Source organism: Bacillus sp. FAU20 (assembly GCF_056033865.1).
On record NZ_JBVYHY010000022.1, the window covers coordinates 192,420 to 213,198 of the forward strand.

General features: G+C 38.7%; 20 protein-coding genes. 1 reads left to right on the top strand and 19 read right to left on the bottom strand.

Annotated elements, in window-relative coordinates:
• Window positions 1-33: 33 nt before the first annotated feature.
• The 14 genes from murA to nuoA all read right to left on the bottom strand — a co-directional run bounded on the left by murA (window position 34) and on the right by nuoA (window position 12,883).
• Window positions 34-1,338, bottom strand: coding sequence for a UDP-N-acetylglucosamine 1-carboxyvinyltransferase (gene murA / locus AC0OM3_RS19305; protein WP_000411274.1), 1,305 nt, complete (start codon window positions 1,336-1,338; stop codon window positions 34-36).
• Window positions 1,339-1,377: 39 nt separating this feature from the next.
• Window positions 1,378-2,082 carry a YwmB family TATA-box binding protein gene (locus tag AC0OM3_RS19310; RefSeq protein WP_474212722.1) on the bottom strand — a complete coding sequence of 235 codons (705 nt, stop codon included), beginning with the start codon at window positions 2,080-2,082 and terminating at the stop codon, window positions 1,378-1,380.
• A 51-nt stretch (window positions 2,083-2,133) separates the two neighbouring features.
• Window positions 2,134-2,370, bottom strand: coding sequence for a DUF1146 family protein (locus tag AC0OM3_RS19315; RefSeq protein WP_000057889.1), 237 nt, complete (start codon window positions 2,368-2,370; stop codon window positions 2,134-2,136).
• A 202-nt stretch (window positions 2,371-2,572) separates the two neighbouring features.
• Complete coding sequence (gene nuoN, locus AC0OM3_RS19320; protein ID WP_474212832.1) at window positions 2,573-4,087, bottom strand: NADH-quinone oxidoreductase subunit NuoN; 1,515 nt, start codon at window positions 4,085-4,087, stop codon at window positions 2,573-2,575.
• 7 nt (window positions 4,088-4,094) lie between these two features.
• Window positions 4,095-5,597, bottom strand: coding sequence for an NADH-quinone oxidoreductase subunit M (locus tag AC0OM3_RS19325; RefSeq protein ID WP_474212724.1), 1,503 nt, complete (start codon window positions 5,595-5,597; stop codon window positions 4,095-4,097).
• Complete coding sequence (gene nuoL / locus AC0OM3_RS19330; RefSeq protein ID WP_474212726.1) at window positions 5,594-7,456, bottom strand: NADH-quinone oxidoreductase subunit L; 1,863 nt, start codon at window positions 7,454-7,456, stop codon at window positions 5,594-5,596. The genes AC0OM3_RS19325 and nuoL overlap by 4 nt, the downstream gene beginning before the upstream one ends.
• Window positions 7,457-7,486: 30 nt before the next feature.
• Window positions 7,487-7,801: an NADH-quinone oxidoreductase subunit NuoK gene (gene nuoK / locus AC0OM3_RS19335; protein ID WP_000100079.1), complete on the bottom strand. Its 315-nt coding sequence runs from the start codon at window positions 7,799-7,801 to the stop codon at window positions 7,487-7,489.
• Entirely contained in the window at window positions 7,794-8,318 is a 525-nt protein-coding gene (locus AC0OM3_RS19340; RefSeq protein WP_001012813.1) for an NADH-quinone oxidoreductase subunit J, read from the bottom strand. Before AC0OM3_RS19340 ends, nuoK begins: the two co-directional genes overlap by 8 nt.
• Complete coding sequence (nuoI, locus tag AC0OM3_RS19345; RefSeq protein ID WP_000677191.1) at window positions 8,315-8,734, bottom strand: NADH-quinone oxidoreductase subunit NuoI; 420 nt, start codon at window positions 8,732-8,734, stop codon at window positions 8,315-8,317. Before nuoI ends, AC0OM3_RS19340 begins: the two co-directional genes overlap by 4 nt.
• Window positions 8,735-8,759: 25 nt before the next feature.
• A complete protein-coding gene (gene nuoH / locus AC0OM3_RS19350; RefSeq protein ID WP_000573426.1) occupies window positions 8,760-9,761 on the bottom strand; it encodes an NADH-quinone oxidoreductase subunit NuoH in 1,002 nt (333 codons plus the stop codon).
• Window positions 9,761-10,861, bottom strand: a complete 1,101-nt coding sequence (nuoD, locus tag AC0OM3_RS19355) for an NADH-quinone oxidoreductase subunit NuoD (RefSeq protein WP_208906385.1) — start codon at window positions 10,859-10,861, stop codon at window positions 9,761-9,763. The genes nuoH and nuoD overlap by 1 nt, the downstream gene beginning before the upstream one ends.
• Window positions 10,862-10,863: 2 nt before the next feature.
• Window positions 10,864-12,009 carry an NADH-quinone oxidoreductase subunit C gene (locus tag AC0OM3_RS19360; RefSeq protein ID WP_474212728.1) on the bottom strand — a complete coding sequence of 382 codons (1,146 nt, stop codon included), beginning with the start codon at window positions 12,007-12,009 and terminating at the stop codon, window positions 10,864-10,866.
• The gene (nuoB, locus tag AC0OM3_RS19365; RefSeq protein ID WP_000236331.1) at window positions 12,006-12,524 is read right to left on the bottom strand and encodes an NADH-quinone oxidoreductase subunit NuoB; all 519 of its coding nucleotides are present in this window, start codon (window positions 12,522-12,524) and stop codon (window positions 12,006-12,008) included. Before nuoB ends, AC0OM3_RS19360 begins: the two co-directional genes overlap by 4 nt.
• Window positions 12,515-12,883, bottom strand: coding sequence for an NADH-quinone oxidoreductase subunit NuoA (nuoA, locus tag AC0OM3_RS19370; protein WP_000179273.1), 369 nt, complete (start codon window positions 12,881-12,883; stop codon window positions 12,515-12,517). The genes nuoB and nuoA overlap by 10 nt, the downstream gene beginning before the upstream one ends.
• Before the next feature lie 254 nt (window positions 12,884-13,137).
• On the opposite strand from nuoA, the gene AC0OM3_RS19375 reads away from it, so the two are divergent.
• On the top strand, window positions 13,138-15,867 hold the full coding sequence (locus tag AC0OM3_RS19375; RefSeq protein WP_000744999.1) for an EAL domain-containing protein: 2,730 nt from the start codon (window positions 13,138-13,140) through the stop codon (window positions 15,865-15,867).
• Window positions 15,868-15,890: 23 nt separating this feature from the next.
• Here the strand turns inward: AC0OM3_RS19375 and AC0OM3_RS19380 are convergent, their stop codons facing one another.
• From AC0OM3_RS19380 to atpG, 5 genes are all read right to left on the bottom strand, one after another.
• Entirely contained in the window at window positions 15,891-16,535 is a 645-nt protein-coding gene (locus tag AC0OM3_RS19380; protein WP_474212731.1) for a DUF975 family protein, read from the bottom strand.
• A gap of 49 nt (window positions 16,536-16,584) precedes the next feature.
• Window positions 16,585-17,370, bottom strand: coding sequence for a DUF975 family protein (locus tag AC0OM3_RS19385; RefSeq protein ID WP_000578832.1), 786 nt, complete (start codon window positions 17,368-17,370; stop codon window positions 16,585-16,587).
• A 140-nt stretch (window positions 17,371-17,510) separates the two neighbouring features.
• On the bottom strand, window positions 17,511-17,912 hold the full coding sequence (gene atpC, locus AC0OM3_RS19390; RefSeq protein ID WP_000847211.1) for a F0F1 ATP synthase subunit epsilon: 402 nt from the start codon (window positions 17,910-17,912) through the stop codon (window positions 17,511-17,513).
• Between the two features lie 20 nt (window positions 17,913-17,932).
• Window positions 17,933-19,339 carry a F0F1 ATP synthase subunit beta gene (gene atpD / locus AC0OM3_RS19395; RefSeq protein ID WP_001032593.1) on the bottom strand — a complete coding sequence of 469 codons (1,407 nt, stop codon included), beginning with the start codon at window positions 19,337-19,339 and terminating at the stop codon, window positions 17,933-17,935.
• Window positions 19,340-19,580: 241 nt separating this feature from the next.
• Entirely contained in the window at window positions 19,581-20,441 is an 861-nt protein-coding gene (atpG, locus tag AC0OM3_RS19400; RefSeq protein ID WP_000157696.1) for a F0F1 ATP synthase subunit gamma, read from the bottom strand.
• Between the last annotated feature and the right edge of the window lie 338 nt (window positions 20,442-20,779).

Here is a 20,779-nt window from a genome sequence, read left to right on the forward strand (position 1 = left end):
CCCCTATGTCAAAAGACATAGAGACTATTTCAATTAAGCGTGAAGATCAGAAACTTCTTGTTCTTTCACTTCTTCTACTTTTTCGTTTACACGTTCAATAGTTGCACCTAATGCAGCTAATTTCTTATGGAAGTTTACATAGCCACGGTCAAGATGTTTTAACTCAGTTACACGAGTATAACCTTCTGATACTAAACCAGCTAAGATTAATGCAGCTGCAGCACGTAAATCAGTTGCTGCTACTTCAGCACCTTGTAAGCTGTTTGGACCGTTCATAATAACAGAACGACCTTCAATTTTAATATCAGCATTCATACGACGGAATTCTTCAACGTGCATAAAGCGGTTTTCGAATACCGTTTCTGTAATCATGCTTGTTCCATCAGCTTGTAGTAATAATGCCATCATTTGTGATTGCATGTCTGTTGGGAAACCTGGGTGAGGCATAGTTTTAATATCAACCGCTTTTAACTTATCTGGGCCGATAACACGTACACCTTCGTTTTCCTCAATAATTTTAACACCCATTTCTTCCATTTTCGCTGTAATTGAGCGTAAATGTTCAGGTACAGCATTTTCAATTAAGATGTCTCCACCAGTAATTGCTGCTGCAACCATGAATGTTCCCGCTTCAATACGGTCAGGAATAATAGAGTGGTTTGCACCATATAATTTATCAACGCCTTCGATACGAATCGTTCCAGTTCCAGCTCCGCGTACTTTCGCTCCCATCGCATTTAAGAAGTTAGCTAAGTCAACGATTTCTGGTTCTTTCGCTGCGTTTTCAAGAATTGTTGTCCCTTTTGCTAATGTAGCTGCAGACATAATGTTTTCTGTCGCGCCTACGCTTGGGAAGTCTAAGTAGATTTTAGCTCCTTTTAGTTCTCCCTCAACATATGCCTCAACAAAACCGTTACCAACCTGTACTTTTGCTCCCATTGCTTCGAAGCCTTTTAAATGTTGGTCAATTGGACGTGAACCAATTGCACATCCACCAGGAAGTGCAATACGAGCACGACCGTTACGTGCTAATAATGGTCCCATTACTTGAACAGATGCACGCATTTTACGTACATATTCAAATGGTGCTTCAATGTTTAGTTCTTTAGAAGAATCGATTGTTACTTGATTATTTTCAAATACGACTTCAGCATTTAAATGACGTAATACCTCATTAATTGTGTATACATCAGACAAAACTGGTACTTCAGATAGTACATTCTTTCCATCACTCGCTAATAGGGCTGCAGCGATTATAGGTAATACAGCATTTTTTGCGCCCTCAACACGCACTGTGCCGTTTAACCGCTTTCCGCCACGGACGATGATCTTTTCCAAATTATTCCCCTCCGTGTCCTTTTTTCAGTATCTATTCACTCAATACTCAGAAGTTATGATCGGTGTGCCAACCACAATTGTATCTTTGTTGTCTGTAGAACGTATTGCTATTTGCACATTTATTTTCTCTCTATTTGTTGAAAGAGCGTCATCCCACTTTTTATTGTATGCGGAGACTGACACAAATGCTCTTTCTTCTACTTGTTCGATCGCTCTTGCTGAAAGATCTTTCAAAACCTGATTGGTTTTATTTTGCAAAACACCTTCAATCTTATCATTCAGTACACCTTGAACACAAGTGTAAATTATAGGTTTTTCACTAAAAATTTTATTGATGTTTTGAACATACTTCGGGTCCCATTTCGCCCCACTTACTTCAAAGATAATGAAAGTGTTTTCTTTAGTATTTTCTTTACTCCAAGTTACTACTACTCGTTCTTCATAAGAAGAAAGCTTTTTATAGGATGTAGCTTTATATCCATCTGGAGATTGCTCTACTTCCCACTTTTGAATATTTGCCTTTTCCTTCACATCGTTTAACAACTTTTGAAACGTATGTATGTTAGAAATTGTTTTTGTTTCTCTCGCTAACCATGACCATTTTTCTACTTTAGCATCATTTTTCTCTAAAGCCTTGATCATGCTCTCCATTTTCTGTTCATCGCTTATCGGTTTCATCTCTCTATATCCAACCAAAAATAAAACAACACTAAGTGCAACAATAAGAATGGCTTTAAGCTTCAATTTCATCCCCTCCTATCCCCATTGTTAACGGAGATTTGAGGTTCTATACACTTACTTTACTAAATACGTTAAACTCTTCGAATAGCCTAAATAATCAAGGAAAAAGTTACTTACAGATGTCCCAATTGCAATTGTAATTAAGATGAGTAATACTCGCGTCTGCAGCACTTTTCCGGACTTCATTAAACGCTCAATGTGAATGCCTTGTAAGGCCCACCACGTAATGGTAATAAACAATAAATGCGAAACAATGGCAATCAGTGCTTGTTGCCCTAAAAGTTGTGCCAAAAAATCGACCCCTTTTTACTCAGCTACTACTTATGAAAGAATATAAAAACGATACCATAATAAGTAGGAGCTACACTTTTTCAAATGCACATAGACATCTTACATTTTACATCGTGATTTTCTTTCCAAAAACGTATATCTACATTACAAGTTAACACAAAATAAAAAGCGCAGAGTACTGACTCCACACCTTTTATTTTCACTATTGTACCACGTTCCCTAAGAAGAAGAAATCTTTCATTAATGGAAAATATTCATAAAAGAAATTGTACCCAATCATCGGCATAATCCCTAGTATTACAATCGAAATTGCACAAAGACTCATAACAACCTTTATATTTAACGGTAACCGTATCCTCTCTTCTGTCTCTCCCGTGCAGAAAAACATTTGTTGTAAAATACGGAAATAATATACGAATGAAACAACTGTCGTACCCATCATAATCGAAGCTAGTACGTAATGTGCTGGCTCTACATGAAGCGCGCCTAAAAAGATGTTAATCTTTCCAATGAAGCCAGCCGTTCCTGGTATCCCAGCCAGCGATAAAATAAAGATTGTCATCATAATCGCTGCAAATGGTGACCTTTTATATAAACCTGTGAAAATCGTTATATTTTCCTCATCATTTTGTAAGATTAAGCCGTGGATGATAGCAAATGCACCTATATTCATAAGCATGTATGCCAGCATATAAAACCACATGCTATCCATCGTAAATGGTGATAATGTCACAAGTGGAACGAGTAAATATCCTGCATGAGCAATGCCCGAATAAGCAAATAAACGCTTTATATTGTATTGTTTTAACGCAACTACATTCCCAACAATCATCGTAATACTTGCTAGCACCGCAATATATATACTCATATGCCCATATAAAGATTGCATATCTCCTTGTATTAATACACTTGCAAAAACCATAAGGAACAAACGAATAATGAGTAGGAACCCAGCAATTTTAGAAATCGTTCCAAGAAAAGCAGTAACAGGTGTAGCCGCTCCTTCATACACATCAGGTGCCCACATATGAAACGGCACTGTGGCAATTTTAAATGAGAGACCGACTAGCAATAAAAGAAATGCGAGAGCTAACAATAACTGAATACCACTAGCAAGCTCCCCAGTGAGTACCTTTTGCATATCTACAATGTTAGTTGAACCTGTAATACCGTATAAATAACTCATTCCGAAGAGCGTGATCGCTGTTCCAATTCCTCCGCTAATGACATATTTCATTGCCGCTTCATTTGATGCACGGCTCTTTTTTCGTATTCCTACTAAAATATAGGAAGAAAGTGAAAGTAACTCCAAACCAACGAAAAGGGTAATAAAATCAACACTAGAAGCCATGAACATCGCGCCAAGAAGTGCCATTAAAAATAAGTAATAATATTCACCCTTATCTTCAATTGGATTCTTCTTATCATCGCTCATTGCGGTGCATAAAATGAGAGCTGAGGCACCTAATAGCAACGTTTTAAACCCTTTTGAAAATCCATCTAACACAAACGATCCATTTAAAATATCTCCCGCTGGTTCGCTATATAGAGTAATTAATGACACGATTGCTAATACGATGGCAGCAATCGCACCAAGAGCTACATATCTATGGTTCAGCTTAAAAAACAAATCACATATGGAAAGAAGGATGGCGGCGCCGAGAATAATAAATTCTGGCACCATTAGATGCCACGATAAGCTAAGTAACGTATTCATATCCATCCTACTTCACCCCCAATGTTTTCAATGTATTTTGAAGCGGATCCCCTAGTATTTCTGGCATAACTCCAATTGCAATAATACAAAAGATAAGTAGTAAAACAGGGACGTACTCCCATCCGTGTATATCAGATTTTGCTTCCCACTCTTTCTTTCCAAATGTCACTTGAAGTGTCACCCTTAATACATATACAGCGGTTAAAATGATGCCAATCACACCGACTGCAGCAATGACGGGCTCTCCTTGAAATAAACCGAGAAAGGCAAGAAATTCACTAACAAACCCAGACATCCCTGGTAATCCAAGCGAAGCCATTCCTCCTGCTAAAAAGAATCCGCTAAGTATCGGTACACTTTTCGCAAGTCCGCCTAGCACCGTAATATCCGAAGTTCCAAACCGTTGTTCTATAACACCGAGTAGGAAGAAAAGCAAGGCTGCAATTAAACCATGTGATACAACTTGGAATAGTGCTCCTTGTGTACCAGGTGCATTAAGTGAAGCAAGTCCCATTAACACAATTCCCATATGCGAAATACTAGAGTAAGCCAGTACTTTCCTAAAGTCCGTTTGGATGAGCGCTAAAAAGGCACCGTATAATAAATTGATTACGCCTAATATAGCAATTAGCGTTGCAATATCGTGAAAATATTCCGGGAATAGCCCTTTCCCGAAGCGAATAATACCGTACGCTCCAATCTTCAGCAAAACACCCGCATGAAGCATAACTACAGCTGGATGCGCTTCTATGTGTACATTGACCATCCAGCGGTGCAACGGAAAAACAGGTAGTTTAATTGCAAAAGCAATCATTATGGCAATAAATACACTAAGCTGCAAACTACTTGGGATGACGAGTGCTCCCTCTGCGTTTACGCTTCTTAATATCTCTTTCAGCTCCACAATATTTGTTGTACCTGTTTTCGCGAACAAAATTGAGAAAACAATGAGCAAAATAGCTGAGCCAATACCGTTATATATTAAATAACTATACGCAGCCTTTTCACTCGACAATTTTCCCCACTTTCCAATTAATAAGAACATTGGTGGCAACGTAATTTCAAAGAAGATAAAAAACAACATTAAATTTTGAGCAGCAAAGACACCGAGCATTCCTATTTCTAGCATGAGTAACAACATATAAAATGCTTTTAAATTTCTTTTAATAGAAAAGGCTGCAATTGCTGCAAGCATCGCTAGAAGAGCCGTCAGTACCATCATGACAAGTGACAAACCATCAATACCGAGCTCGTAATAAATAGAAAACCACCTTTTATCCACCGCTGTTAAATCTCCGAACTTAATCCATTTCACCTTTTCATCAAATAGTGACAAATTCTTTCCAGAAGCATATGTACAAGCGAGGACTATAGCGATTCCAAATGGAAGTGCCGTCCCAAATAAGCCAAGCGCTCGCACTGTACGCAATTCCTTTTTCGGTGTTAATACAAGCAATAAAATTCCTAAAAGCGGGGAAAAAATGAAGAACGTTAACAACAAATCATTCATCGTAAATCCCCTCCCGTATAGAGCAAAATAATGACGAGTACAGCGAGCGAAACCGCCGTTACAGTACCGTACACTTGTACATTCCCGTTTTGAAGTTTCGAGCCAAGATTACTTGTGCCTTTAACTACACTTCCAATTAAAACTGCAATTCCTTCGACTACATACACTTCAAATAAGCGAAGCACATGAGTGATTCCTTTCGTAATAGAGATCACCGTCATGTTGTATAGTTCATCGACATAATATTTTTCTTTCAAAAGATTATAAAGCGATGTTTCCGTACCCCCAGCCCAATCTCTAGAAATTGATTTCTTTCCATATATGAAATATGCAAGAGCGATTCCCGCAAATGAAACGAGTGTCGCAACAATCATAATCCAAACTGGTCCATGCGCTTCTTCAACCTTAAACCCTACATCTTTCGTCAACCAATCTCCGAGAAACGTCCCAAACCAAGGTGTATTTATATATCCTGCCACTACCGCAAGAACGCCGAGAACAAGCATTGGATACGTCATAACGCGAGGCGATTCATGCACTTCTTCCTTCGTCTTCGCTTCTCCGGTAAAGACAAGAAAGTATAGACGGAACATATAAAACGCTGTTAAAAACGCTGCAATTACTGCTAAAGTAAATAAAACGTAATTGCCATTCATCCAAGTCGCCGCTAAAATTTCATCTTTGCTGAAAAAACCGGAAAGCAGTGGAACACCGCTAATGGCGAGGGTACCTGTTAAAAATAGCATACCAGTTACTTTCATCTTCTTCTGTAAACCGCCCATTTTATTAATGTTTTGCGTATGCACAGCATGAATTACACTTCCTGCTGCCAAAAATAGTAGTGCTTTAAAAAAAGCGTGTGTCGTTAAATGGAATATACCAGCTACATAGCCGGCAGAACCTAACGCAAGCATCATATAACCGAGCTGGCTAACTGTCGAATAAGCAAGCACCCTCTTTATATCTGTTTGCACAAGACCGATAGAGGCCGCAAAGATTGCAGTGAAAGCTCCAACGATTGCCACGGTCTGCATCGCCACTGTACTTGCTGAAAATAAAGGGAACATCGTTGCTACTAAATATACGCCAGCTGCGACCATCGTCGCTGCGTGAATAAGTGCCGAAACGGGCGTTGGCCCTTCCATTGCATCTGGCAACCATGTATGAAGCGGGAATTGACCTGATTTCCCCATCGCCCCGATAAAAATTAATATCGCTGTTATTGTAATCATGTAAGGAGGTAGATCACCTGTATAAATCGCCCTAAATATTGCGTCATATTCAAAACTACCTGCGTACCAAAAAATTAAAATCATCCCGATAAATAAACCAACATCACCAATACGTGTCATAATAAAAGCCTTTTTTGCAGCAGCCTTCGCTTCTTCTTTAAAGAAATAAAAACCAATAAGTAAAAATGAACCAAGGCCAACTAATTCCCAAAATATATAAAGCTGTAATAAATTCGTTGATATAATAAGCCCTAACATCGCAAATGTAAAGAGTCCTAAATATGCGTAAAAGGTTGGTAATCGTTCATCACCTTTCATATAACCTTTCGAATACACATGTACAAGCAGACTCACAAGCGTAACGATAAATAACATTAAAGCTCCTAATGCAGTCACTTCAAAGCCGAATGATATATCCACATCTCCAGCTCTAAGCCACACCCACCTATGCTTCACGCTTGCTTCTGAAAACCTTTCTATTAACACAAGTACCGCAAGTATGAAGGAGAGAAAGACGAAAAAAATACTAAGTACGCTGCTTCCTTCTCTAATTTTCTTCCCGAATATAATAAGTAACAAAAACGAAACGAGTGGGAAAAGCGGTATGAGCCATGCATAATCGATCATTGTTTCCTTCCCCCTTTTTCGGTCACAATGCTATCCTTTGAGCGTATCCATTTCATCCACCTGAACTGTCGTACGATTACGATATAAAGCAATTAAAATGGCGAGTCCTACCGCCGCTTCCGCTGCCGCTACAGCCATCGTAAACAGTGAGAAAATTTGACCTGTTAAATTCGGAAATAAGCCTAATTTACTAAACGCCACTAAGTTTAAATTGGCAGCATTCAGCATTAATTCGATACAAACTAATACGATTACTGTATTCCGCTTTGTTAAAGCTCCAAATAGACCGATGCAAAACAAAATAATCGCAAGTGTTAAATATGCAGAAGCTGGAACGCTACTCATTGGATTCCTCCTCTTTCTCGTCCTTTTTCGCAAGTATAATCGCGCCAACGAGTGCTACAAGTAAAATAACTGAAGTTAGTTCAAATGGGATAATATATTTTGAATAGAGAAGCGTACCGATTTGAAGTGTGTTGTTTTCATGGAGAGGTAAACTTCCTTGTGTGCTTTCATTTGCAAAATCAACATTATTAACAGCGAAATACATAACCGCTCCAAATGCTACAACTGCAAAGAAGATAATCCATTTTCGAAGAGTAAGACGCGATTCATTTTCCGCGTTATGTTTCGTTAACATAATGCCGAAAATCATAATAATTGTGATTGCACCAGAGTAAAGTAAAATTTGTGCAACGCCTATAAATTCGGCTGATAAAAGAAAATACAAACCTGCAATGCTGAGGAATGTTAGAACGAGAGCTAGCATCATGTGCATAACTTTCGTTAAGTTCAACATAAGAACACCGCCGATAATTGCAGACAAGGATAGTATAAAGAATGCTACAAACTCGCCATTCATGCCTTATTCTCCTTCCTGACGTTTTCGTCGTTTTCGTCAAGCCACTGCAAATTTTTAAATAAATCATCACGTGAATATTCCGCGAGTTCAAAGTTATTTGTCATGACAATTGCCTCTGTCGGACAAACTTCTGTACATAAGTCACAAAGAATACAAATTTCAAAATTAATATCGTACGTGTCGATAATTTTCCCTTTTTTCGTAGGATCCGGATGTTTCTTTCCTGTTAACTGAATACAGTCTGTCGGACAAATGTTAGAGCATTGGTTACAAACAATACATTTCTCCGGATAAAATTTTTGAATCCCCCGAAAACGGTCTGGCAACGGCAACGGTTGATTTGGATAATCATACGTTACCTTCTTCTTACTCAAATTACTTAATGTATATTTTAACCCTTTAAATAGTCCTTTCATCTCTTACTGGCACCCCCCTCATAGATTAGAAGAATAACTCCTTAATCAATGCCGTTAAGAAAATATTTGCAAGTGCAATCGGCAATAATACTTTCCATCCAAATTCCATTAACTGGTCACCTCTTATACGCGGAAACGTAACGCGGAACCAAATTAATAGAAAGACTACACTGCTAAATTTCAAAGCAAACCATACGGCACCTGGGATAAATCCAAGAAACATGACTGGATTCCATCCTCCTAAAAAGAGCACTGTAATTAACGATGCCATCCCGAAGAAATATACGTATTCTGAAAGCATGAAAAACGCCCAGCGAAACCCTGAGTATTCCGTATGATATCCAGAAACAAGTTCTGACTCCGCTTCTGGCAAATCGAACGGCGTCCTATTTAACTCTGCAACTGCTGCGATTAAGAAAACGACGAAGCCAATTGGCTGTACGAAAATGTACCAAACCTTCTCCTGCGCCGCTACAATCTCATTTAAATTCAGGCTACCAGCTAACAAAACGATACCAATTACACTCATTACGAGCGGAATCTCATAAGAAATCATTTGCGCCGCCGCACGCATCCCTCCTAAAAGGGAATATTTATTATTCGATGCCCATCCCCCAGTTACAACACCTATCGTCGTAATACCGGAAACAGCAATATAATAAAGTAACCCGACTCCAATATCTGCAAATTGAAATTTATCAGTGAACGGGATAACTGCAAGCACCATAAATGCTGGTGCAAATGCAATGACAGGCGCTAATATAAACAGCGGTTTATCTGCTGCTTTCGGAATACTATCTTCTTTCAATAATAGTTTTAAAACATCAGCTACCGTTTGCAGTAAACCGAATCGGCCTCCAACCTGGTTTGGTCCAATCCGCCCTTGCATAAACCCCATCACTTTCCGTTCTGCCAAAATTCCATATGTAACGAAGCCAAGGACTGCAAATAGTAGAAGTACCGCTAATCCGAAAAAAATGAAGAAATTCGTCCAGCTTGAAGGTGATTGTAAGAGCGTCTCAATCATTAGCCATCAACCTCCCCAAGTACAATATCAACTCCACCTAAAATCGTAATTAAATTAGCGATGTTTTCACCTTTCAATAACTTCGGTAAAATTTGCAAGTTATAAAAAGATGGCCTACGAAACTTCAAACGGTACGGCTCTTTCTTTCCGTCACTAGCGATATAACAACCAATCTCTCCGCGCGGCGATTCGATACGTACAAACGCTTCTCCCTTAGGTGCCTTAATAATTTTCGGTACTTTTGCCAGCACAGCTCCATCTTTCGGGAACTGCTGAACCGCTTGCTCAACAATCTTTAAAGACTCCTCGATTTCTTGCATTCGGCAAACGTAGCGATCCCAAGCATCTCCCACGCTTCCAACAGGAATATCAAAATCAAAACGATCATAAATCGAATACGGCTCATCTTTGCGGAGATCCCAGTTTACTCCAGTGCACCGCAAATTTGCTCCGCTTAAAGAATACGAAATCGCTTCTTCCGCGCTATATATACCAACGCCTTTCACACGATTTAAGAAAATCTCATTACCGCTAACAAGATCATGATAACCTGCCAGTTGCTCTCTCATATACGGAACAAACTCTTCCACCTTTTCAATCCAACCATCTGGCGCATCCCACTTCACACCGCCAACTCTCATATAGTTAAAAGTAAGCCGTGCCCCGCATAATTCATTTAATAAATTTATAATCATCTCTCGTTCACGAAACGCGTACAAAAACGGGCTGACCGCTCCTATATCAAGAAGATTCGTCCCCCACCAAACGAGATGGCTCGCAATTCTTCCTAGCTCCATCGCAAGTACTCGCAAGTATTCGGCACGCTCCGTAATTTCAAGCCCCATCATCGTCTCTACAGCATGGCAAATGACGTAATTATTCGTCATGGCTGATAAATAATCCATTCGATCTGTATAAGGGATAATTTGCGTATACTGTAAGCTCTCAGCAATCTTTTCCGTCCCGCGATGCAAATACCCAATAACCGGTGTAGCTTCTTTAATAATTTCCCCGTCAATCTTAATTACGAGCCTGAACACACCATGTGTACTCGGATGCTGAGGTCCTACATTCAAAAGCATCTCTTCCGTGCGGATCATAGCTACACCTCCACATCATACGGTTCATAGTCTTTTCTAAGCGGATATCCTACCCAATCATCTGGCATTAAAATACGCGTTAAATTCGGATGCCCTTTAAATACAATACCGAGCAAATCGTACGCTTCTCTCTCCGGCCAGTCAGCCCCTTTCCAAAGCGCTGTCACAGATTCGACTTGCGGCGCTTCCCGGTCTAGCTTTACCTTCACCGCTACCGATTGTTTCTTACCATATGAAAACAAATGAACATACACTTCCATATGTGTCACAAAATCCGTCGCATGTAGCTCTGACATATAATCAAAAGCAAGTCCCTCATGGAATCGCAGTAACTCCATCACTTCATAATATTTTTCGGGATCCACCACAAGAGTTGGCACATCCTTTGACAGTTTATTAATATAGGAATCTACTAATGCACCCTCTCCTAACTTCTCCCTAATAGCCTCAACATACTGATTTAAATACGGCTGATTTACGGACAGTTCTTCCTGCTTCGGCTCATCCTCTTTCTTACCTTCAGCCCCCTTTGTCTTCGCTCTTGCAGCCGCTGCTGCTTTCGCTTTTGCCGCTGCAATTGCCTTTGCCTTTTCATCTCCCGAATCCCCATCACCTTGCGAGGCTTTCTGCTTCGCCAATGCTGCCGCTTTTGCCTTGGCCGCTACCACCGCCTTCGCCTTCGCTTTTTCTTCTTCCGTTACTTCCTCGGTTCCTTCTCTTTTCTGCTTCGCTAACACCGCCGCTTTTGCCTTGGCCGCTGCCTTCGCCTTCGCTTTTTCTTCTTCCGTTACTTCTTCTGTTCCTTCTCTTTTCTGCTTCGCTAACGCCGCCGCTTTTGCTTTGGCAGCCGCTGCTGCCTTCGCCTTGGCTTTCGCTTTTTCTTCTTCCGTTACTTCTTCTGTTCCTTCTCTTTTCTGCTTCGCTAACGCTGCCGCTTTTGCTTTGGCAGCTGCTGCTGCACGTCGTTTTGCTTCTTCTATAGTAATATCATTATTTTTTGGTAGCGCTTTCTCTTTTTCTTGACCTTCTTCCTCAAGCTTACTTATTTCCGCCTCGTGTTTCGCTACAAGGCGTTTTCTCGCCTCTTCTTTTGCACGCCTAGCTGCTTCTTTTTTCAACTCCTCTAAATCTTTATTTGGATTACTCATTTATTCGTCACCTGCTTCCCGGTCTTTGCTTCGTAACGAATTTTTTCTTTTAATTTATTAATTCCATAAATTAAAGCAGCTGGATTTGGGGGACAACCAGGAATATACACATCAACTGGTACAATTTGGTCTACACCTTTTACAACAGCATATGAATTTACATACGGACCACCTGCTGTCGCACAAGATCCCATCGCAATAACCCATTTCGGTTCGGGCATTTGATCATATAAGCGCCGAACAATAGGAGCCATCTTCTTCGTTACCGTTCCCGATACAATCATGACGTCCGATTGCCTTGGTGAAGTCCGAAAAAATGACCCAAATCGATCTAAATCATAATGTGATGAGCCTACTCCCATCATTTCAATTGCACAGCACGCCAGTCCGAATGTCATCGGCCATAAAGAATTGCTCCTCGCCCATCCTTTCAACTGTTCCAATGTAGAAAAAAAGATATTTCGTTCTAATTCTGCTCGTTCATTTGGATGTAATTCCTCAAAATTTATAACCATTGTAACACCTTCTTTTTCCAAGCATACGCTAATCCAACTAGCAACATTACAACAAAGATGAGCATTTCAATTAATGCAAATAAACCTAGCTTGTCATACGCAACAGCCCAAGGATATAAAAATAAAGTTTCTACATCAAAGATCACAAACAATAAAGCGAAAATATAATAACGAGCATGAAACCGAATGTTTGCATCATGAAAAGGCTCAATTCCACTCTCATACGTCGTCGCCTTTGCTGCACTTGGTTTATTTGGGCGCAGCATCCTGCCTAATGTAAGAGCCACTACCGGCAGCAATATACCTAATAGCAAGAAAATCAAAACGATCATATAACTATTTTCATATACACTTGCCATTGTGAAACCCTCCCCCCTAAATTAAGAACAAGTTCACATAGTAAACAATATGTCCTAGTTGCAGTAATTATTATTTTTAAATTTTTCTAAATAATGCAACTATTCTAATCATTATAGCAAACTTCAAATTCCTATGTCGATATGTTGGGAGACAGAAACAAGAATTATTAAAATCTATCTTTACAACTTGCTATAATTGTGCAAAATAAATATAAAACTTATATATGCTTTTCAAGAAACCGTAGGTGATATAAATGAAAAAACAAACACATGTAAGTATTCTTATAAGCATTGTATTGCTGTCTATAACGCTTCACTATGTAGCGATGCCTTTTCTGTATGAATACTCATTTCCTTTTCAGCTATTAATCGGAACGAGTACCCTATTAATTGATATTATCGCTTGTAGTTATATACTTTATTTTTCAAACATGAAAGAAGGGCTATCTCGTTTATTTTGGATCATATTATCTGTTGGAGCTCTCTCTTATTTTATCGGTGATATAGTCGTTGCCTATCAGCGTTTAATTGTAAAAGACTTCTATACGTTCGTTGATCCATCTGACTTTTTTTACTTACTTTTTTTAGTTAGCTTTACGTTTGCCTTTCTATACGAAATCATTTACAACCGAGATTTATTAGAAAAACTTTTTATGCTATGTGATATTTGTATTATCGTTACAGCCCAATTTACTTTAAGTTACTACTTACTTATTGAACGAACTATTCACATCTTTACAACATCCTATATCGACATATTTGTTCAACTTACCTATCCAATGGCTGATTTACTCTTTCTCTTAATAGGAATCAACCTTTTATTTAAACCACTATCCTTATTACCTAAAAAGGTCGGTGCACTTCTTGGCAGTGCTTTAATTTTATATGCTACTACAGATGCGATTTATGCTTATATAAAATACTTCATACCAGAGTATTCTATGTTTACAGTTACTCCTTTCTATCAAGTAACCTTAGCACTAGTAGCAATCGCCTGTATTCTCCATACAAAAGAGCCTGAAAAACAAGAACAAGTACTACTAACACCTAAAATTGGTGAATCAATCCGATTATCATTACCGTATATTTCGGTAGTAATGCTTATTGTTTTTATATTAGTTGAATACGTTTTTGCGCCTATTATAGTAATCGGACTTATAATAACTTTCTCTTTCGTTCTCATACGTCATAGTTTAGTTCGAAAACAAAATAAAATATTATTGCTAGCTCAAATGCAATTCAACTCAGAACTCGAGAAACAAATTAAACTACGTACAGAAGATTTAGTAGAACAGAAAAATGAACTTTATCATAATCAACAAATGTTTAAATCTTTATACGAGCATCATCCAGATCCAATCTTCACATTAGATTTGTACGGCAATTTTCTCAAAGTAAATAACGCTGGTACTACTTTACTCGGTTATCAAACGAATGAATTATTAAACCAGCCTTACTACTCACTCATATACGAAGAAGATTTAGAAGAAATGATTAACGCCTTTCATCGTGTGAAAAAGGGATATTCTATCTCTTTAGAAATACGGGCATACCATAAAAACAGAGATATTTACTACTTGCACGTTACCGCCGTACCGATCTTTTTAAAGGAGAAAATTTCTGGGGTTTATTTAATGATTAAAGATATTACGGAAAGCAAACAACAACAAGAACAAATCAACTTCCTAGCATACCATGATACTTTAACAGAGCTTGCAAATCGTCGTGCATTTCATCAACATTTAGAACAAGCAATTGCACGAGCAAAAATATCGAAAAAGCCTTTTGCTGTTATGTTTCTCGACCTAGACCGTTTTAAAGTTATTAATGATACCCTCGGTCATCGAGTAGGAGACCTATTACTCATCGCAGTAGCAAAAAGGCTCGAAAAAATAGCAACATCAAATATGAAACTCGCACGGCTAGCTGGGGATGAGTTCACAATCCTTATCGAGAATTACAAAAAAAAGCCAGATGTCCAAAAAATAGCTGATAGGATTGTGGCGGCCATGAATGAGCCATTTGAAATCGAAAATCAACATTTACAAATCTCACCGAGCATCGGAATTGCAATATATCCTGAAGCAGGTGAAGATCCGCTATCCATTTTGCAGCATGCTGATATGGCCATGTACGAAGCAAAGAATAAAGGAAAAAACGGTAGCTCTCTTTACACGAAAGAACTATATAAAAAAATGGAACGAAAAGCTCGAATCGAAAAAGATTTGCCAATCGCTTTAGTAAACAAAGAATTTTATCTCGTTTATCAACCACAAATTGATACGACAACAAATAAAATTATCGGTGCTGAAGCTTTAATACGTTGGAAACACCCACTATTAGGTGACATTTCACCATGTGAGTTTATTCCAATTGTAGAAGAGACGCCACAAGTAGTCCCACTTGGACATTGGGTATTACAAGAAGCTTGTCTCCAATTAAAAATATGGCATACCTTTGGCTACCAAAATTTAAAAATAAGTGTTAATCTATCCGCAAAAGAGTTCCGGCAAGATCAATTAATCGAAAGCATTTCACAAATATTAAACGACGTGCAAGTTGATCCAAAATATGTAACCCTTGAGTTAACAGAAAGAATTGCAATGATTGACGAGAAAGAAACGTTATTAAGACTGAAGCAATTAAAAGAGTACGGTATCCAAACTTCCATTGATGACTTCGGTACTGGGTATTCTTCTCTTGCTTATTTATCAATTTTTCCAATCGACACATTAAAAGTACCGAGAGAATTTACACAATTAGCTGATCATCGTCCTGAAGAACGAGCCATCGTTTCTACAATACTTTCCCTCGCAAATACTTTAAATCTTTCAGTCGTTGCCGAAGGAATTGAAACCGAAAAACAACTTAAGTTTCTGCAAAAACATAACTGTAAATATATGCAAGGTTACTATTTCAGTAAACCACTTACTAGTAATGAGTTTATAAAGTTTCTACAAAAAACCCCCAGTATGAACAAATAATTCATACCGGGGGTTTTTTAGTGCTAAATATTTTTCTCATAATATTCTTCTGCGATCTCTTCGTAAAAAGCTGCAGATGTTGTATAGAAATATGGAATTAACCATAAGAATCCAATCCCTAATGTAATACAACTTAATATAAACCAGCCAATAAAACTTAAACATAAAATGAAATACTCCATCTTATGTCCATCCATCATACGACGACTTTCTGTAATAGCCTGGTTCAGTGAATAATCAGGATGATCGTTTATAATAAAGTATGTCATCGCATAAGAAAATGATTTAATAATACCTGGAATAATGAACAATAACATCCATAAGAAAAGATAAAGATTTACTAATAAATATAATAAAAATGATTTTAGAAATCTCTTTCCCTCTGAAAACCAAACGAATACATTACCAATACTAGCTTGCTGTTCACGAAGGATATTTAAACCAAGGTAATATCCACCTAAAGTTAACGGTCCAGTAACAAAAAATGTAAGAATATTCGTTGAAAGTGAACCATTTGTTTTTTGCCAACCGAAAATTAAAGAAAATCCCCAATCAACACTAAAACTAAAAGCCGTGATAAGAATTGAAATGAGTAGTGTAGCTCCAACAGCTAATCCCCATTTTCCCTCTAATGAATCTAGTGCTTCTCCTTTTAAATCACTAATCATGCGTAGCCTCGCCTCCTATACACAATAATTCTATTAGTATAGCATGTTCCTATTGAAATTCACCTTTTGAAATATAGCGATAAAAGTGTGCTGTCGTCGTACTCATATACGGACTAAGCCAAAGAAATCCTATTCCAAAAGTAAAAAGCGCTAAAATAGCCCATCCTATGAAGCTCAGCCATAAAAGAAACAAATCTAACTTATGACCCTTCATAAGATTCTTACTTTCCTTCATCGCCTGCGAAACACTATATTCTGGATTTTCAATCATCACATAATACGTCAGTGCATAAGAAAAATACATCACAATCATACCAACAATTGAAATTGCTAATAGTACGAAGAAAGCTATTGCAAATGACGTATTCCCTTCTTCACCTAACAATGCAAATAAGCCTATTAACAGCATCGGAATCCATGTACCTGTATATAACAAAATAGCAAGCATTGCCCACATTGTTTTCATCATTCTTTTAAAGCCACGAAATCCTTCAAATAAGTAATCTACTTTAGCATCTTCTCGTTTACTAATCTGTAAAAATACATTTGTATAACCATATGATGTAATCCCATACGATGCGTTACTCAAAATTATCATAATGAAATAAAAAATCCCAAAGGTAATACCTGCTCCAATTGACATCGTTTCCTCTTCAAATGATCCAGTTAAGCTTGCAACTGAGAGAAATATAATAATTCCTGGAATTAATAGTATAAGCATTGCAGCCATCGAAACGACATAACTTAAAATAAAATATAAAATTGTTGATCCAACACCTAGTCCCCATTTTCCCTTTAAAGAGTACAATGCTTCTCGCTTCATTTCACCAATCATTGATTCATCCCCTTTATGAAATATAAATTGTTGTACACTTCTACTTATACAAGCATCAATATAATTATACCAGTTTTGTAAAATTATCCATAAAACAAACAAAAAAAAAATCCGTAAAGGCAAAGCCCTTACGGATTTTTTTACTTCATATCGGAAACGTTTAAACGGTTCACGGCACGTTGTAATGCCATTTCTGCACGTTTAAAGTCAACATGTGCTTGTTTATCTTGCAGACGTTGCTCAGCGCGACGCTTCGCTTCATTTGCGCGATGGATATCGATATGGTTTGCTTCTTCAGCAGATGATGATAATACAGTCACTTTATCTGGACGAACTTCGATAAAGCCACCGCTTACTGCTACATAATCAGTGTGTCCACCATTTTTCAGACGAACTGCACTAATTTTTAATGGTGCAACAGTTGGAATGTGACCTGGTAAGATCCCCATTTCCCCACTCTCTGCTTTTACACTTACCATTTCTACTTCTTTTTCGTAAACCGGTCCATCAGGAGTTACAATACTGACTGGAAATGTCTTCATACTTCGTCCCTCCTAAGGCCTTACGCCATCATTTTCTTCGCGTTTTCAATAACTTCTTCAATGCCACCTACTAAGCGGAATGCATCTTCTGGAAGGTCATCATATTTTCCTTCTAGAATTTCTTTGAAACCACTAACTGTATTTTTTACAGGTACGTAAGAACCTTTTTGACCTGTAAACTGCTCAGCTACGTGGAAGTTTTGAGATAAGAAGAATTGAATACGACGAGCACGATGTACAACTAACTTATCTTCTTCAGATAACTCATCCATACCTAAGATAGCGATGATATCTTGAAGCTCTTTATAACGTTGTAAAGTTTGCTGTACTTGACGAGCTACTTCATAATGTTCTTCTCCTACAATTTCTGGAGAAAGTGCACGAGATGTAGATGCTAATGGATCTACGGCTGGGTAAATACCCATTTGTGTTAAACGACGCTCTAAGTTTGTTGTTGCATCTAAGTGAGCGAACGTTGTAGCTGGTGCTGGGTCAGTATAGTCATCGGCTGGTACATATACCGCTTGGATAGACGTGATAGACCCTTTATTTGTAGATGTAATACGCTCTTGTAATTGACCCATTTCTGTTGCAAGTGTTGGTTGGTAACCTACCGCAGATGGCATACGACCAAGAAGGGCAGATACTTCAGAACCCGCTTGCGTGAAACGGAAGATGTTATCGATGAACAGAAGTACGTCTTGTCCTTGCTCATCACGGAAATGCTCAGCCATTGTTAAACCTGTTAATGCAACACGTTGACGTGCTCCAGGTGGCTCGTTCATTTGTCCGAATACCATCGCAGTTTTCTTGATTACGCCAGAATCGCTCATTTCGTGGTATAAGTCATTACCCTCACGAGTACGCTCACCTACACCAGCGAATACAGAGATACCACCGTGCTCTTGTGCGATGTTGTTAATTAATTCCTGAATTAATACTGTTTTACCTACGCCGGCACCACCGAATAGGCCGATCTTACCACCCTTAATGTAAGGAGCAAGTAAGTCTACTACTTTAATACCAGTTTCAAGAATTTCTACTTTAGTAGATAATTCTTCGAATGCAGGTGCTTGACGGTGAATTGGATCACGATGTACATCTGCAGGAACCTCACCATCTAAGTCAATTGCATCACCTAATACGTTAAATACGCGACCAAGTGTTACATCACCAACTGGTACAGAGATTGGTTTACCAGTATCTTCTACTTCTGTGCCACGAACAAGTCCATCTGTGGAAGACATTGCAACTGTACGAACTGTATCATCACCTAAATGAAGTGCAACTTCAAATGTTAAGTTAATACTTCCGTTTTCGTTGCTTTGTTTTACCGTAAGGGCGTTGTAGATTTCTGGTAGCTTTCCGCCATCAAACTTAACGTCTACAACCGGACCCATGATTTGCGTAACGCGCCCTTTATTCATCGGGTTCCCTCCTAGCTTTCTTTTAATTAGCCAACTTTCTACGAGCAGCTAGCTTTTAATTTTTTATTGGTTTATAGCTTACGCGACTCTTTTGACAGAGCCGCTTCCACTTTTTATTGAATCTAGTTCCAGCGGCTAGAACAGTCGGTCATTTCGCGCCTTCCTGTGAGGCAAACTACGCCTCTTCGTCAGGAGCTCCAATGCCCTCCTGTTCTGGACGAGCCGCTTCCACTTTTTATTACTATTCTAACGCTGCTGCTCCACCAACGATTTCCGTAATTTCTTGCGTAATCGCTGCCTGACGCGCACGGTTGAATGAAAGTGTAAGTGAATCGATAACTTCCATTGCGTTGTCTGTAGCACTCTTCATTGCTGTCATACGCGCTGCGTGTTCACTTGCTTTACCATCTAGTAATGCACCGTACACTAAGCTTTCTGCGTATTGTGGCAATAGTACTTTTAAAATTTCTTCTTCAGAAGGTTCGAATTCATAAGCTGTCGTTGGTTTGTCAGACGCCACATCAGTAAGCGGTAAAATTTTATTTTCCGTTACCTCTTGTGAAATTTTACTTACGTAATGGTTGTAGTAAATGTACAGCTCATCATAAGCACCATCTGCGAACATCGCAATTGCTCGAGAAGCAAGGTCTTTAATATCAGTAAATGATGGATGGTCAGATAATCCAACTACTTCATCAATAATGTTAAAGCCGCGACGTTTTAAATAATCACGTCCTAGTCGTCCAAGCACAATAATAGAATATTGGTTTGAATCCATATTATGACGTTCACGAATTACGTTACTTACTGTACGTAATACGTTACTGTTATAACCACCTGCTAGTCCGCGATCAGACGTAATAACGATGTATCCTGTACGCTTTACAGGACGCGCATTTAGCATTGGATGATTAATCCCTTTGCTTCCTTGCGCAATGCTCGCTACTACTTCTTGAATCTTTTCCATATACGGAACGAAAGATTTAGCATTTTGCTCTGCACGGTTTAACTTAGATGCAGATACCATCTCCATCGCTTTCGTAATTTGACTCGTTTTCTTTGTCGAGTTAATCTTCGCTTTTATATCGCGTAAAGATGCCACAGGTTTTCACCACCTTTTTTCCGGAAGTTGGCACGATTAGTAAGAATCCTCTTCCTAATCTACGTTGCAAGATATTCTTGCTCATGATTGAAGGAAAAGAATAGGTGCACCTACTCTTTTCCTTTACATGACCTTTAGCAATCTCAGAGCCCGAGATGCCTTTTATATATACTATCTAGCTCCAGCGGCTTGAATGCTCGGTGGCTTCACTTCTTCCCCTCACATTCAGAACGAGCCGCTTCCGCTTTTATTAATCTAGTTCCGCCTCCTAGCCCCTTTCGTCTAAGAACCTTCCCCACAAGAAGGTAAAAAGCACCTTCTGTGAGAAAGAACCTTAG

Bases quoted from the DNA above. Each gene is read 5' to 3' on its own strand.
- nuoB (WP_000236331.1), bottom strand. From the start codon at position 12,524: ATGGTTATAAATTTTGAGGAATTACATCCAAATGAACGAGCAGAATTA.
- nuoK (WP_000100079.1), bottom strand. From the start codon at position 7,801: ATGAGTAGCGTTCCAGCTTCTGCATATTTAACACTTGCGATTATTTTG.
- nuoN (WP_474212832.1), bottom strand. From the start codon at position 4,087: ATGAATACGTTACTTAGCTTATCGTGGCATCTAATGGTGCCAGAATTT.
- nuoD (WP_208906385.1), bottom strand. From the start codon at position 10,861: ATGATCCGCACGGAAGAGATGCTTTTGAATGTAGGACCTCAGCATCCG.
- nuoA (WP_000179273.1), bottom strand. From the start codon at position 12,883: ATGGCAAGTGTATATGAAAATAGTTATATGATCGTTTTGATTTTCTTG.
- AC0OM3_RS19325 (WP_474212724.1), bottom strand. From the start codon at position 5,597: ATGAATGATTTGTTGTTAACGTTCTTCATTTTTTCCCCGCTTTTAGGA.
- atpC (WP_000847211.1), bottom strand. From the start codon at position 17,912: ATGAAGACATTTCCAGTCAGTATTGTAACTCCTGATGGACCGGTTTAC.
- AC0OM3_RS19360 (WP_474212728.1), bottom strand. From the start codon at position 12,009: ATGAGTAATCCAAATAAAGATTTAGAGGAGTTGAAAAAAGAAGCAGCT.
- AC0OM3_RS19380 (WP_474212731.1), bottom strand. From the start codon at position 16,535: ATGATTAGTGATTTAAAAGGAGAAGCACTAGATTCATTAGAGGGAAAA.
- AC0OM3_RS19385 (WP_000578832.1), bottom strand. From the start codon at position 17,370: ATGATTGGTGAAATGAAGCGAGAAGCATTGTACTCTTTAAAGGGAAAA.
- nuoH (WP_000573426.1), bottom strand. From the start codon at position 9,761: ATGATTGAGACGCTCTTACAATCACCTTCAAGCTGGACGAATTTCTTC.
- atpD (WP_001032593.1), bottom strand. From the start codon at position 19,339: ATGAATAAAGGGCGCGTTACGCAAATCATGGGTCCGGTTGTAGACGTT.
- AC0OM3_RS19340 (WP_001012813.1), bottom strand. From the start codon at position 8,318: ATGAATGGCGAGTTTGTAGCATTCTTTATACTATCCTTGTCTGCAATT.
- nuoI (WP_000677191.1), bottom strand. From the start codon at position 8,734: ATGAAAGGACTATTTAAAGGGTTAAAATATACATTAAGTAATTTGAGT.
- nuoL (WP_474212726.1), bottom strand. From the start codon at position 7,456: ATGATCGATTATGCATGGCTCATACCGCTTTTCCCACTCGTTTCGTTT.
- AC0OM3_RS19375 (WP_000744999.1), top strand. From the start codon at position 13,138: ATGAAAAAACAAACACATGTAAGTATTCTTATAAGCATTGTATTGCTG.